This is a genomic window from Candidatus Dojkabacteria bacterium, from assembly GCA_030583845.1.
Lineage (GTDB): Bacteria > Patescibacteriota > Dojkabacteria > SC72 > JAHDCA01.
Window position 1 is genome coordinate 490,660 of sequence record CP129478.1, and the last position, 15,348, is coordinate 506,007.

Annotated in this window: 10 protein-coding genes; 7 read left to right on the forward strand and 3 right to left on the reverse strand. The window is 45.4% G+C overall.

Features of this window, described 5'->3' with window-relative positions; genetic code table 11:
- Window positions 1–126 precede the first annotated feature (126 nt).
- Window positions 127–429 carry an RNA-binding protein gene (locus tag QY318_02220; protein WKZ31554.1) on the forward strand — a complete coding sequence of 101 codons (303 nt, stop codon included), beginning with the start codon at window positions 127–129 and terminating at the stop codon, window positions 427–429.
- A gap of 291 nt (window positions 430–720) precedes the next feature.
- Here QY318_02220 and QY318_02225 read toward each other — a convergent pair whose 3' ends face one another.
- Window positions 721–1,806 (reverse strand): AI-2E family transporter, encoded by a 1,086-nt coding sequence (locus QY318_02225; GenBank protein WKZ31555.1) that lies wholly within the window; start codon window positions 1,804–1,806, stop codon window positions 721–723.
- Between the two features lie 78 nt (window positions 1,807–1,884).
- Here QY318_02225 and gdhA point away from each other — a divergent pair, with 78 nt between their 5' ends.
- Complete coding sequence (gene gdhA / locus QY318_02230) at window positions 1,885–3,219, forward strand: NADP-specific glutamate dehydrogenase (protein ID WKZ31556.1); 1,335 nt, start codon at window positions 1,885–1,887, stop codon at window positions 3,217–3,219.
- On the opposite strand, the gene QY318_02235 is transcribed toward gdhA, so the two are convergent.
- On the reverse strand, window positions 3,212–3,853 hold the full coding sequence (locus QY318_02235) for a hypothetical protein (GenBank protein ID WKZ31557.1): 642 nt from the start codon (window positions 3,851–3,853) through the stop codon (window positions 3,212–3,214). The two genes, gdhA and QY318_02235, sit on opposite strands and share 8 nt — an antisense overlap.
- Complete coding sequence (locus QY318_02240; GenBank protein WKZ31558.1) at window positions 3,853–4,263, reverse strand: hypothetical protein; 411 nt, start codon at window positions 4,261–4,263, stop codon at window positions 3,853–3,855. Before QY318_02240 ends, QY318_02235 begins: the two co-directional genes overlap by 1 nt.
- Before the next feature lie 153 nt (window positions 4,264–4,416).
- Here QY318_02240 and gatC point away from each other — a divergent pair, with 153 nt between their 5' ends.
- The 5 genes from gatC (at window position 4,417) to QY318_02265 (ending at window position 15,344) form a co-directional block, all read left to right on the forward strand.
- The gene (gatC, locus tag QY318_02245; protein WKZ31559.1) at window positions 4,417–4,752 is read left to right on the forward strand and encodes an Asp-tRNA(Asn)/Glu-tRNA(Gln) amidotransferase subunit GatC; all 336 of its coding nucleotides are present in this window, start codon (window positions 4,417–4,419) and stop codon (window positions 4,750–4,752) included.
- A gap of 1 nt (window position 4,753) precedes the next feature.
- Window positions 4,754–6,142, forward strand: a complete 1,389-nt coding sequence (locus QY318_02250; GenBank protein ID WKZ31560.1) for an amidase family protein — start codon at window positions 4,754–4,756, stop codon at window positions 6,140–6,142.
- The gene (gene gatB / locus QY318_02255) at window positions 6,143–7,495 is read left to right on the forward strand and encodes an Asp-tRNA(Asn)/Glu-tRNA(Gln) amidotransferase subunit GatB (protein WKZ31561.1); all 1,353 of its coding nucleotides are present in this window, start codon (window positions 6,143–6,145) and stop codon (window positions 7,493–7,495) included.
- 187 nt (window positions 7,496–7,682) lie between these two features.
- Window positions 7,683–12,122, forward strand: a complete 4,440-nt coding sequence (locus QY318_02260) for a PKD domain-containing protein (protein WKZ31562.1) — start codon at window positions 7,683–7,685, stop codon at window positions 12,120–12,122.
- A 69-nt stretch (window positions 12,123–12,191) separates the two neighbouring features.
- Entirely contained in the window at window positions 12,192–15,344 is a 3,153-nt protein-coding gene (locus QY318_02265) for a PKD domain-containing protein (GenBank protein WKZ31563.1), read from the forward strand.
- Window positions 15,345–15,348: the final 4 nt, after the last annotated feature.

A 15,348-nucleotide genomic window follows, 5' to 3' on the forward strand; every position in this document is an offset into this window, starting at 1 on the left:
AACAGTCAACTATTCCAATTTTCTCCAAATATGCGATAATTAAGGCGTTACTGGAACAGGAAGCTTAGTTTGACAACAAACAGTGACTTTGTGAAAGATAACGCCTTTAATTTTTTATCTAATCCAATGGATAACAACAAGATTTTCATAGGCAATGTCGCCTATGCAACTGCAATGGAGACATTGTTGGAAGTCTTCTCCAAGTATGGCCAGATTGTAGAGTCATACAAGCCAGAGGGTAAGGGCTTTGCCTTTATTACCTTTGATTCTCCAGAGGCTGCTCAAAAAGCAATCGAAGAGATGAATGGCCAGGAGGTTGACGGTCGAGCACTTGTGGTAAACATCGCAAGACCTCGAGAGGAGAGACCTCGAAACTCATACGGTAACCGAGGTGGTTACGGTGGTGGTCGAGACAACAATAGGTACTAAGCCTAGTTTTTGTTGAGATTGATTCCCCTGCGACGGCATCGCCCGAGCAGGGGAATTGTTTTTAACGACAGGGCGACAGACCGGCACCCAAGTCGCACTTATAAAGTGCGACTTGGGAAGGGCGGAGTCAGTTTCACACGCGACCCGATTTACAAAGATACACTTTGGGGTCACAGTTGAATGTAGCTCGCAGAGAGTTCAGTTATCTGCTATTTTGTGAAACCCCGTGAGATGGACAGATTTAAGTGGCCCATTCTTTATGACCGCAAAATCAAACTAAGAGTCATCAAACTAAAAGTCGTCGAACGAAATGCTTTCATCCTGTACAATCCTCTTCGCCACTTCTGGGCTGACAGTACCGCCCTTCGGATTGCGCAATCTCAAGTGAATGTAATGAATGAAGTTGAGCGTTATAACTACAGTTGGAATTATCAATAGCATCCCGATCATCCCCGCGAAAGCACCACCAATAGGGACGAGCAGCATCACCTGCCAATTTCGTAGCTTTGTCTTCCCTCCAATTATATTTGGCGCGAGCAGGTTGCCCTCGACAAACTGGATAATTGCTGCAGCGATCGATACAAGCACCACTGTCTCCCATCCTTGTGCAAACGCCACGATCAGCGAGATGAAGTAAAGTATCCACGGTCCATAAATCGGGATAAATTCTAGAAACAGCCCGAGCACCCCAAGCGCCAACGCATATGGCATACCAATCAATGAATAGAGCAGGAAGGTCATGCTGCCAACTACAAAGCCGAGCTTTGCCTCGCCGATCAGATACCGTCTAATCGTGCGATCGGTCAGATAGTACAAAGCCTTTCCATCCTCTTTCAGATTTGACGGCAGCAATCTGAGTGCGCCAGCTGAGATCGATTTAGGGTCATACAATAGGTAGAACATCCAAAATGGTAGGAGGAATAGTGCGACAAGTAGCTCAGAAGCACCTGAGAGCAGGTTGGACAATATATAGACATTGTTGTCCAAGGTAAGGGTAAGCAGGTTGCCACTTTCAGGGAGAAGCTCTCCAAGTTCCTCAAATATGACCGATGTCCCTACAAGCTCTAAGATACCTTTAATCTGAGTTATCAGTATGTGTCCGAACCCAAATGCCAGTGCAAAGAACAGAGCGTACAAGGTTACAATGTATAGCAGGATGGAAGTAACCTTTGATGCTTTTAATGGGAGGCCAGTCCGCGAGAGTTCAGAAGTTGCTCTTGTGACCAAATTGGTGCCAAGGTAAGCGAAAAGTGTCCCAAGTGCGAAATACCAGATAGAGTCTCGGGCAAAGTAGAGCATGAAAATTATTACTAACCAGAAAAATGCGTAAAGTGAGTAGTTTGCTATTGTGCGGCCGTTCACGGCTGTTTTTCCCATAGTCACTGAAATTATACACCATAGTTGTCTGGTTCCACGACGTTGCACACAGATTGCGAATGTTATAATTACCTAATTATGTTCGACAAAAAACAGTTTCTAAAAGAAATTAACGCAAAAAATCCCCACCAACCCGAATTCATACAGGCGGTGGAAGAGGTGGTTGGCTCACTCTCGCAATTTCTAAACGACAATCCAAAATATACTGACGCAAAAATCCTCGAGCGCATGTGCGAGCCAGATCGAGTGGTGTCATTTAGAGTCAGCTGGGTTGACGATGAAGGCAAGGTCCAGGTAAATCGCGGCTACCGTGTACAGTTTAATAATGCTATTGGTCCATACAAAGGGGGGCTGAGATTTCATCCGTCGGTCAACTTGAGCATCTTAAAATTCCTAGGCTTCGAGCAGATATTCAAGAACAGCCTCACAGGGCTCTCGATGGGAGGAGGCAAGGGCGGAAGCGATTTCGACCCACATGGCAAATCTGATGCTGAGGTAATGAAATTTTGTCAGGCATTTATGAGTGAGCTTTACAAATATATTGGCGCCGATGTTGATGTGCCAGCTGGTGATATAGGTGTCGGTGCTCGTGAGATAGGGTTTATGTTTGGCCAATATAAGAGGGTCACAGGAAGATTTGAGGGCGTGCTTACAGGGAAAGGCTTGGGGTGGGGCGGTAGTGCAATACGTACTGAGGCGACCGGATATGGATTGATCTACTTTGTTGAAGAGATGCTAAAACAGGCAGGAGAGCAGCTAAAAGGTAAGGAGATTCTGGTGTCAGGGTCAGGAAATGTAGCGCAGCATGCAATCGAGAAGGCGATAGCCAAAGGGGCGAAGGTGCTTACTGTTTCTGATTCGGATGGGTATATATATGACAATGAAGGAATTAATGAAGATAAGCTGAAATTCATTAAAGAGCTGAAGAATGTAAATCGTGGCCGAATTCATGAATATGCCGAGAAATTTAAGGTGCAATATTTTGAAGGGAAGAAACCGTGGGGGGAGAAGGCAGATATAGCCTTGCCATGTGCAACTGAGAATGAGATCTTCGCCGAGGACGCAAACAGCCTCGTTAAAAATGGAGTGAAGCTCGTCGCTGAGGGTGCAAATATGCCTTCGACAGCAGAAGCGATTGAAGTGTATCGAGAGAAAGAGATCCTGTTCGCGCCCGGTAAAGCATCGAATGCTGGTGGCGTCGCGGTTTCAGGTCTCGAAATGTCTCAAAATAGTCAGAGGCTGAGCATGAGTGATGATGAGGTTGATAAGAAACTTGCTGAAATCATGGCTGATATCCATGCGAAGTGCTACAAGCACGGATTGAAGAATGGAGTAGTTGATTATGTTGATGGTGCAAATATTGCCGGCTTTCAGAAAGTCGCGGATGCGATGCTAGCGCAAGGAGTTATATAGTCAGCTTTCCAATATAATTGTAGGAGACCTTATTCATTAAACTGTCTAACACTACTCTCATATATCCGTCGTCGTGATCACGCTTCAACTCTGAAAGGTTTGTGTCCATTATAAGCAGCCTTGGATTGCTATGTGGGCTATCAAGGAAAAGATTGCTCATTAGGTAGTTTTTCGCCTTTCCAGTTAAAAAAGATGAAGTGGTCATCATCAGTCCATGAAATCCGAAGAAATCTAGGCTCTTGCCCTCATTTTTCATCAGATTTTTATTAATCTTTAACAACTCGCTGAACTGATCTTTAACAAGATGGAAATTACTTTTGCCAAAATATTCTCCATCGCTCAAATAGTCCTGAATGATAAGATAATCATTTCCATCAGTAGTAGAAAGTACCTCAGTATCTACATAAAATTGAGTGAAGTACTTATCAATTAGATCAATATGGTGGCGGACAGCACTTGCATTAAATCTCCCTGTTATATGTGTGCGTAGGCTGTTTCGGGGCAATTTAATAACTTTTTCATATCCGTATCTCATCACTAGGTGCTGGCTTCCGACAGTGATCTCCTCGCCAACCTTGTATGGCTCTAATCCAAATTTTTCGATACGCTCGATGAGGTCCCGATTTTCCAACATTAGGCAGCATCTTCTTTGTATATATTAAGCGCCAGCGCAATTATCGCTAGGTTCTTAATAATATACTGTCCTGCCAGAGTCGGCACAAGGAAGCCACTCCATGTTACTCCTGGAAGTAGTATCAATGGCAACATTGTCACCACCATATGTAGTAGTAAGGCCACGACCGCAAGCTTTGTCGCTCGCGGCACGAGGAACATGATTCCGATAATAATCTCGATAAGCCCAAGGATTGGGTAAAAACTGTTAAATGGGATGAATGGAAGCATCATATTGTGCATCTGCTCGACAAGCTCTATCGCCGGGCTAAGCTGCAAGATTTTTAGCAGCCCGAACCAAGCATATATCACAAAGATACTTACTCTTGAAAAGCTGTTAACAAAGCTTGAAAAACTTGAGCTAATTTTCACGATTTAATGAAGATAAAATTAAAAGAATTCTAAATATCTAATGATACCGAATTCCCAGTCTTCATTAAATGATCGTACAACCCACCCACACGATTGCATATACCCAATAATATTTCACAAAAGGCCTTGGATAAGCTATACTTCCTTTCAGTTATGGCAACAGCTAGCAAGGCAAAAAAGGAAAACGATAAGAAGATTTTGACCAAAGAAGAGGTCTTGCACCTTGCCCACCTAGTCAGGCTTGAGCTCACAGATGAAGAAGTCGAGAAGCTCCAGGTACAGCTTTCTGAGACGATCGACTTTATCGACAACCTCAACGAATTAGACACATCCAATGTTAAAGAAACCTCGCATGCGGTTTCGGTGCAGAACGTCACATTTGAAGATGGCGCCGCTCCAGATCGCACTTTCACCCAAGAGGAAGCACTTAAAAACGCACCGAAGAAAAAGAACGGATTTTTCGTTGTCTCTAAAATCTTAAACAAATAGCTTGGACATTCACGGCAAGTCGCTCACACAACTAAAGAAGGCTATTGATTCAAAAGAGATCTCACCATCTGAGCTTCGTGAATATTTCATGAAACGAATCGAGAAGCACAACCCCGACCTCAACATCTATCTCACGCTTAATGAAGACCAGTCGTTCACGGAAGGTGGTCCGCTTTCAGGCCTAACAATCGCAATCAAAGATAACTTCAGCACGAAGAATCTCCGCACTACAGCGGCATCCAAAGTGCTCGAGCAGTTCATCCCCCCATATGACTCAACAGTCGCAAGAAGATTAAAAGAGGCAGGTGTAGATATTCTAGGTAAGACAAATATGGATGCATGGGCTCACGGCTCATCGGGGGAAACATCAGCCTACGGTCCGACAAAGAACCCATGGAATACAGATTATGCACCTGGCGGCTCTTCATCCGGCTCTGCAGCGGCAGTAGCTTCATACCTAGCTCCTGCAGCTATTGGATCTGAAACAGCCGGCTCGATCAGAATCCCAGCGTCATGGAGCGGAGTAATAGGTCTCAAGCCGACATATGGTCGAGTCTCTAGATATGGAGTGGCAGCAATGGGCTCATCACTCGATTCGCCTGGTCCGCTTACCACTACAGTTGAAGATGCAGCGCTCCTGCTCTCGGTGATTGCAGGCAAAGATCCTTATGATGGCACCTCGCTCGATGCTCCAACCGATGACTACACTACAGAGATGAAAAATGGTAAGAAATTTACAATCGGCGTACCAAAAGCCTACTTCGAAGGTGCTACAGACGATGTCAAAACAGCAATTGAAGCATCGATCAAGACACTCGAGAAGATGGGGCACAAAGTTAAGGATATTGACCTGATGTCACCCGATTACGCGATCTCAATCTATACAATAATCCAGCGCGCGGAGGTATCTTCAAACTTGGCAGGATTCCATGGTGTCAGATACGACTCAGGTCGAGACAAGATGGGTATGGAGGCAAAGAAGAGAATAATGCTTGGTGCCTATACGCTTGCACATGGTTATTATGATGCTTTCTATAAGAAAGCGCTAAAAGTGAGGACGCTGCTTGTCGAAGATTTCAAACGAGCATTTACAGAAGTAGACCTGATCGCTGGGCCAGTTGCGCCAATTACAGCAATTAAGCTTGGCGAGTTCGAGCAGTACCCATTTTTCGGTGAACTGATGGATAAATTGAATGAGCCTTCATCAATCGCAGGGCTTCCAGCAGTGAGCTTGCCGGTTGGTGTTGATAGCAAGGGGCTGCCAATTGGCTTGCAGCTAATTGCGAACTATATCCGTGAATCAGATCTATTGGACATTTCATACCAGTATGAGCAAGAGACTGACTTTAACGGTGTAATTAAACAGGGATTAGATAAGTGGAAAGATTAAATGGCAGATAACGCAAATCCAAAATATAAGACGATCGTCGGACTTGAGATACATGTCGAGCTCAACACGAAGTCGAAGATGTTCTGTCAGTGTCCAGCTGATTACTTCGGCAAAGATCCGAATACTCATGTGTGCCCAGTCTGTCTCGCCATGCCAGGCGGGCTACCAGTACCAAATAAAGAGGCTATCAGGCGAACGATCCTCCTCGGGCAGGCACTAAATTGCCACATCAATAACGAGTTCAAGTTTGACCGTAAGCATTACACATACCCAGACCTGCCAAAGGGCTATCAGATATCGCAGTATGACCAACCGATCGCGGAGCATGGTACCGTACCGATCAAGACAGAGAGTGGTGTGAAAGAGTTTAGAATCAAGCGTGTACACCTTGAAGAAGATACTGGGAAATTAACACACGAAGGTGAGGAGTCGTTAATCGACTTTAATCGTGGCGGGGTGCCACTTGTTGAGATCGTGACGGAGCCAGATTTTGACAATGGTGAGGATGTGAAAGCATTTTTGGAAGAGCTGCAGGTGATCGTCCGCTATTTGGGGATTGCCAATGCAGATATGGAGAAGGGTGATATGCGTCTCGAGCCAAATATCTCGGTGCAGCTCGCAGAGAAATATCCAGAGCTACCTCCGTACAAAGTCGAAGTGAAAAATATCAACTCTTTCAGGTTTGTGAAAAAAGCAATTGAATTTGAGACTGCAAGGCATATTGAGATACTTGAAGAAGGAAGTACTCCACAGCAGGAAACTCGAGGATATGATTCTGCCACTGGTACAACTGTAACCCAGCGTGTAAAAGAAGAGGCAGCAGATTATAGGTATTTCCCAGACCCGGATATCCCGACATTTGTGTATACCGATGAGCAGCTAGATGAAATTCGTGCTGAAATGCCAGAGATGCCTTTTGCCAAAGTTGAGCGATATATAAATGAATTTGGTGTGAGAGAGAGTGATGCTCAGATTATTACACGAGATCGTGGGCAGGCGGAGAAGTTTGAGGCTGTTGTTACAGAATATGCGAAGAAGGTTGGTATATCTGAAAATGAGGCCGGTGCGCTTGTCGCGAAGCTTATGGTAAATAAGAAGGTGGATTGGGAGGAAGAAGTAGGTGTGATCGTTGAAGTTATAGCAAAGCAGTCAAAGCCTGTTGAGACAGATAGTGGGAAGTTGGCAGAGGTGGTTGATGCAGTCATAGCCGCAAATGAGAAGGCAGTGCAGGATTATAAATCTGGCAGCAATCCTAATTCGATCATGTTCTTGGTCGGTCAAGTGATGCGTGAGATGAAGGGTCAGGCAGATGCTGCGACGGTTAAAGAGGCACTACTCAATAAGCTGGACTAAACCTCAATAATTTCCAACTATATCATTGAATCTTTCTCATTATCCATGCTATCTTATTTGGAGAACATGGGGTATGTTAAAAAGGGAAGATATGGGATCGATAATTTGTTAAAAAGTTGATATCAAAGCAGGGTTAATGATTCTCATGTAATAGTTTACTTGTGCTAAGTATCAATTAATGAAATTTGTGAGTAAATTCAAATCCTTTTATGGCCGTTCTTCAAAGAGGGAACGGGCAGTAACAACCTCACTACTTGTTGTGGCAATCTTTTTTGTAACCGCCTTTATACTTTCGGCAACTGCTGAAGGTAGTTTTCTCGAACGAGTAGGCAGTTTTATCGATAGAGGTAACAACCCTGTAGGCGGAGTATTTGACCCGTCAGAGACGCCAGCGATAACATACTCTCCTTCTGCTAATGGACCTGGTACGCCTTCTGTTGCGTTAACCTATCCACTTACGATAGATATGAATACTACACAGCCTGAAGACAGCATATACTACACAACCAACGGCACAGATCCAACCGAATCCTCTACTCTCTATACCGGTCCTTTTCAGATCAGTACATCGATGACTGTGAAGGCTAGATCGTATGCTAATGGATATGATCCAAGTGCAATTGCTTCAAATACTTTCTATATTGAGCTTCCAGCGAACATCGCTCCATCTGCTCAGGGTAAGAGCGTGAATACACTTGAAGATACTGCTGTAGACATCGCTCTTGAGTATACGGATTCTGATGGGCCAGGTCCTTACACTATCTCTATTGTTACTCAACCCACACTTGGATCTATTAATGTTACAGGGTCTTTCGTTACTTACACTCCTAATCCTGCAACTACTGCACCAAATACAGATTCATTTACATGGAAGGTGAATGATGGATATTCTGATTCGGGAACAGTGTCCGTTACTATAAACATAGTATCCTCGCTTGCTTCAAATGCTGTTGTGATCGACCACGTCGCAGTGGATAATCTTTGGGACGATTTCTATGCTGACCAGTCTGCAATCAATGGTGCGGCGACGAAGCGGTTTTACTTTAGGCATGCTTCTGTTGGGGAGACGATATATAGAGGGCTGAAGTGTTTCGGCAACACAGCTCTCATTAATGGTAATCGGTCAAATAGCTGTACAATCGGTTATACCCGTACTGGTACACACGGGGGGAGTGCAAACTCTCAGACTTTGACTCTTAGCTCTGGTTATTTTGGGACAGCAAATACCGGGATTATAGATTATTTTCGGTCTGCAACAATAACTAATAATACAGATGGAAGTAGTGGGGTAGTAATCTCAAACACAGGAACAACACTGACTACGGCGCTTACAGGTGGAACTGATAATGACTGGGATGTGGGAGATTCATTCACAATAACCTATCAAAACTATCAAGATTTCTGGGACAGTGATTTCGCAGACCTCAGCGGCTTTATGTTTTTCTGGCACAACGGTATTGTTTCATGGCCGTACCCAGCTGATGCTGCTGTTAGTCCGCAAGGTGGACAGAATCCACCTTGGTATAATAAGACAAGTAATTTTATAGAGGGTACAGGCCGTACAATTGATGAAAACCTTGAAGATTATAGTCACCTGTATGCTGACACAACTGATGGAGGTGTAAGGGGGCTAGAGCTTGATGGCGATCTGACAGATGATTACGATGTATATTCGTATAAGCTAGGGTATGTCGATGGTATTACAGGAAGCAATACTGTTGACAACTTTTGGAACCCCAACCATGCACAGACAAATATCTCAGATCTGGAAGAGCTTTATGATGACTTGGATGCAGCTGGTTCAGATGCGACTATTGCGCTTTGGACCCTCGGCTTAGGTACACAGATAGGCACATCTGTTAGCGACTCTTTTAATGCGCAGCTTCGCAATTATGCGATAACGAATGATAAGTTTCTCTTCGATGTGGCGGATATATTTTCACATAGACCCGACGATGGGTCGCCTTGCACATACCTAAATCCGGCAGATGGCCTGGAGCACGAAGCTATGTGTCCGAACTATTCGACAGATGCAGGTCACCTTAATGGCCTTGGAGGTCAGAGGGCGGCTCAGTCTATATGGCTCATGCTGGCTTGTATAGATGGGTGGTCGCTCTGCCCTGTTGTGGAGACTTCTACAAACAATCCTCCAAATTCGACTTTTACAGCAAGTGCTCTTACAGGTGATGCTCCATTAACGGTGAATTTTAACGGCTCGGGATCCACAGATAGTGATGGTACTATTGTGACATACCGATGGAGCTTTGATGATGGAGTGATGCAGACCGGTAGTTCCCTTTCTCATCAGTTCACTGAGCCTGGTACATATACAGTCACTTTGACCGTGATTGATGACAATGGAGCGCAAGATGCTTTTTATAGAACGATAACTGTTACAGAGAATGGAGGGAATCAAGTCCCAGTACCATCTTTCACTATCGATACGATATCTGGTGAAGCCCCACTTACTGTAAATGTTAATGGTGGAGCCTCTTCCGATCCAGATGGGACAATCGCTAATCCTGCAGGATATAGCTGGATTTGGGGTGATAACACTGCAAACGGGACTGGTCCAAGTACATCTCATGTATACAATTCGGCTGGAAATTACACACTTTCTCTCTTTGTTACTGACGACGATGGAAGTGTTTCGTCAAGAAGTGTGCAGGTCAGTGTCAGTAGTGCAGGAGCAAATCAAGCTCCAACAGCAGCTTTCACACCTTCGCCTAGCAGTGGTACAGCTGCCCTGACTGTGAACGTCAATGCGAGTGCTTCCTCGGATTCAGATGGCACGATAGCAAGTTATTCATGGAACTGGGGTGATGCATCAGCTCTAGGTACAGGTCAGAATACAAGTCACCAGTATTCAAACCCTGGTGTATATACAATTGTACTAACGGTGACTGATGATGATGGAGCTACAGATACAGCAAGCAGTAATATTACCGTGAACGCAGCTGGAGGAGGTGGTGGTGGCGGCGAGGTGGGAAATATGCTCCCCACGGCAATAATATCGATAAACTCATATACGGTGTCGACTAATACTGTGACACTGGCTGCGAACCACTCATATGACTCTGACAGTACATCTATTACAAGTAGGGCTTGGGATCGTGACAATGATGGGTTGTATGGAACGGAAGACACACCTGCGGAGCCGACAACTACGACTGTAAATCTGGTAGGGCTTGGCGCTGGCACACATACAGTAGGGCTTAAGGTGACTGATAATGAAGGGGCTACAGATACAACGACTATTACTTTTGAGTTAGGAGCGACTTCTGCGGAGCACGACTTCTACCCTTCACCAGGTTTCTTTATATATAACCCTGCCTATCCGACTAGCCCACCTGCATCTGTTGTGAGATATGGAGAGCTCGTAGGCGGTACTGTAAATATTGCCTTCGCGCACAATCCATACTCCTCAGACATTAATCAGAACCAAGCAAACGATGCGTGGAATGCAAATCCTACTGCTACTGGTAACGGTACAACATGTCAGGGAACTTCGGTTAACTGTATCACTCTGTATGAGTGGGACTATCAAGGGGATGGGACGTACGATTGGTCCGGTTACTCAGCTGGAGTTCGCACAGTGGCTTTTACAGTTGCAGGAACTTATACACCTACACTTCGTGTAACCGATAACAGTGGCAATCAATCAATCCTTTCCGGAACTCTTTACATAATCGATCCAAATGCAGGCGGAAATGCATCTCCAACAGCTTCATTTACTGCAACGCCTACATCAGGATATGATCCGCTCGATGTGGATGTGGATGCATCGGCTTCCTCAGATAGCGATGGCACAATAGTGTCATACAGCTGGGATTGGGGTGATGGTACTCCAGACGGAAGTGGTGCCACTGCAACACACCAGTATTCATCTGCCGGAACTTATCTACTTACCCTTACGGTGGAGGATGATGAAGCGGCAACGGGTACATTTTCAAGAACCATAATAGTAAGTGAATATAATAGCCCACCAGTAGCGGCATTTACACCAAATCCCACCTCTGGGATGGAGCCTCTAATAGTCTCTGTAGATGCTAATGCCTCAACAGACAGTGATGGCACGATCTCGGGCTACAGTTGGGATTGGGGTGATGGCACGCCAGACAGTTCGGGTGTAAGCACGAGTCATGAGTATACTAACGCGGGCAACTTCATGATCACTCTGACCGTGACAGATAATGAAGGTGCGACCGATACACAGACAGCAAATATCAATGTAACAGCGATACCGAATGTACCTCCTACAGCCAGCTTTACGATTAACACAACTACTGGAAATGCACCGCTAGCAGTTACAGTAAACGGTACTGGCTCAACAGATAGTGACGGTAGCATTTCTAGCTATAGCTGGAACTGGGGTGATGGCACATCCAACAGTAGTGGTGTGACTCCGGCAGCGCACACATACACAAGTGGAGGAAGGTTCTTGATCACACTCACAGTTACAGACAACGATAGCGATACAGATACCTTCCAGCGTGCTGTAAGCGTGTGTGGCAATGTATCACCTTCTTCATCGAGATTCTACCATGTGATCAATTCTGGATTGACACTGCGTGATATTCAGATAACTGCTTATACGGAGTGCGGACCTAGGGATTTGATTAACTAGGTTGAAAAAATCGGGGAAATTTCTTACCGTATATGCATAGGACTAGGTTTATTTGCTCTGCCCATGTGGATGAAGGTTATTGGACTAGATAATAAAGCAAAAGTCGCTACCGCTGTAATATCGCTGGGTTTTCTTGTTTATCTTTTATCTTATCCTTCACTGGTTTTAGACTCTCCTGAGCTTATGAAGGCACCGGAGCAGAGCCTCGGATTGGGCACAGTGAGCGAGTTTCTGACAACTCAAGGATTGAATGTACCATTTGTTGTTGATAAGTTTCCCGACGATAGCTTGTACAAATCTGCAGTGACATGGTTTGGAGATGTTCACGAAGATCCTTCGCAAGCGATACAGAATAACTCGGTACTTACAAGGGTCTACTATTACGATAAAGGGGCTGGAGCCAACGGCGATGATGAGTTTGACAGAGGATTGCAGATGTTCTCGCATGTAATTGACAGGAGGCTTTATTACGATACTACCAACCCCTATGACGATCCACAATTATGGGACTCAGTTAGCTACTACTTCTATAAGAGCAATTCACCTGGAAGCACGCTTAACAGCAATGCATATAAAATAACGTTAGGTTTTAACGGCAATCAGACCCTCTATACGACAAATCATCTGAAGGCTTGGCAAGATGCTAATAATGATGGCTTATGGGAGCCAAAAACAATTGATGGATACTGTCCGGATGGCTGTAATATAAGAGTTTTTAGCAATTACGAGGGCAATGGTACGAATGCTGCATCGGATAACCGTGGTTGGCGTATGCAGATCGACCTCCCATTCAATTTCTTCGCGAACGACATCATGTATAAGCCGGATCCAGGTGATATCTGGCGCTGGGCTATAGAGGTAAACGATAAGGATAGCTCTGGTGGCAGTGTGTCACAGGAAAGATGGCCTACAGGCGCCAATCTCACTAACCCCTCGACATGGGCACAGATGCGCTTCGGCGATGACAATTTAACAGCAGACGATGAAGTGTATGTGCCGGATACAGCAGGGACGAGCGGCACTGTAACAATCATTAACAATGTGAATGGTGCGGTCACAGAAGATATCGCTGTAGGTGGTGGTAGTCTATGCGGTGCACTCACCCAAGAGGAGAATGTCGATGACTTCAGGTATTCGAGTGGTGCATTCGCGGCAGATGGATGGGGCTATCGTATCTACGACGATGCAACCCTGCCAGCACAATACGAATTTCTGAATATACAAAATCAGAACAATGTCGCAGATTGGCCATGCTTCTCTCGACCATATTTTAAATTTCCAACCACACCTGTACCTAGCGGCAAAGTGATCGAGTCGGCGACTTTGAAGCTATTTCAGTTTGGAAATGCGGGGCCATCGCTTTATGGCGCGCCAAAAACCTCCCCGACGATTGTAGAATTAAACGGAGAGACATATGGTTTGGCCGGGCATGAGGATGGGGAGTTCAGCGGATTTTATCGATCGGGAGGTGTGTGGGATCAAGATGGGCCGATCACTGCAGGAATTGCGAGTGGGACATTTGGCCAGGAAGCGGATCCCGACTTCATTAGAACCACGCTCTTTGACGGGGCTAACGGACGGTTCCTTCTAGTGGGCAGAGAAGATGGTACATTCTACGGCGCTGAGTGGGATGGAGACTCATGGGCTTCGGCTCCGATAATTGCCGGTTTAGGTGATCTAGGTGGGTACACATCACCGACACTGTTTACCTACAACAGCAACCTTTACACGATAGTAAGTCGTTACAATTCGGGTGGTTCCAATTACGGCCTCCTTGCTTATCGATGGAATAGTGTTGGGCAGACTTGGGAGGCACAAACTGGTGTCTCAAGTATGATTAATGGACTTGAATCGGTCAGCTCTTCAGGCCGGATGGACCCAGATGTATTTACCCTCTCTGGCACACTTTATATGATCATAGGAAACCAGAATGGGACGATGACGGGATATCAATTTAATGGGACAGCCTGGTCTTCAAGTAGTGCGATAGTTTCGGGTTTGCAAGATGTCGGAGATGAGGCAAAGCCCGATTACTTCGTCCATAACGATGGGTCGGGAAGCGATGAATACCTTCTTGTCGGGGAACAAGATGACCAGTACTACATATACTCGTTTAACAGCTCGAATCAGTGGCAACTCTTGAAGTATCATCCGATGAACAATGGCCTCTGGGCTGCTGTCTCATTGCTGCAAGTGTATGAGGTCAATGGAGATGTTGAGGATACAACGATGAATTGGAACAATGCCCCACAGGTTACCCAGAATGCCGCTGCAGCCTATGCGTGTGACATCCGTGAATATCATAATGCAGGTTATGACGATCAGGAGGTGCACCAGCCACAATGTGAAAATTCAAACCTCACTATGGCGATGGATGGAAGTGTAGCTCATGCGAGAATCGACATCGATGTGACAAGGCTTGTCGCTGAAGCATATGAAGATAGTAGATCACCCGCGAAATTTGCCGTCTATACAGCCGATCTGCCTCTACACTCTGGCAAGTATTTTAGGAGCTCTGAAACGTCTGATCCTAATTTTAGGCCTCAATTAACCATAGTGTATGGTGAGCCGGGAACTCCAAACCAGGCTCCGACCGCTCAATTTACACAAAGCGGCAGGGTAGGCATCTCACCATACCAGGTGACATTCAATGCATCTGCTTCGACAGATAGTGATGGTACGATTGCAAGCTATAGTTGGAATTTTGACGATGGTAGTAGTGGGACAGGGCAGCAGGTGAGCCATACATTCAACGGGGCAGACAGCTATGATGTAACGCTCACGGTAACCGACAATGATGGAGCCCAATCAACCGTGACTTATCTTGTATCGACCTGTCAGGTAGTGCCTGCAAATCAGGCTCGCGGACGGTGGTGGAAGATACGACCAAACTATCAGTTCAGTGGGAATGTGCTGAATTGTGGGCCAGTAATGGGCTCAGCTGATGGTGAGAATATGGCTATTAATAGCTCGGATGTTGAGGAGATAATTAAGACGCTTGAGTTGGTGGAGGAGCCTACTGATAGTGAAGATAGAAGCGTCGCAGAGAATACTCTTGCAATGATAAATCTGGTCGGTGCAAGCAGTGATTCCGCCTCTGATGTGAGCTATCTGATAAATAAGGAGGAAAGGAGTTCCAAAGATTTTCGCTACTCGAGTTTCTATACAGTACTCTATTCACCCAGAATTATTAATGAGTTAGTTCAACCGCCTAGATTATGATAGT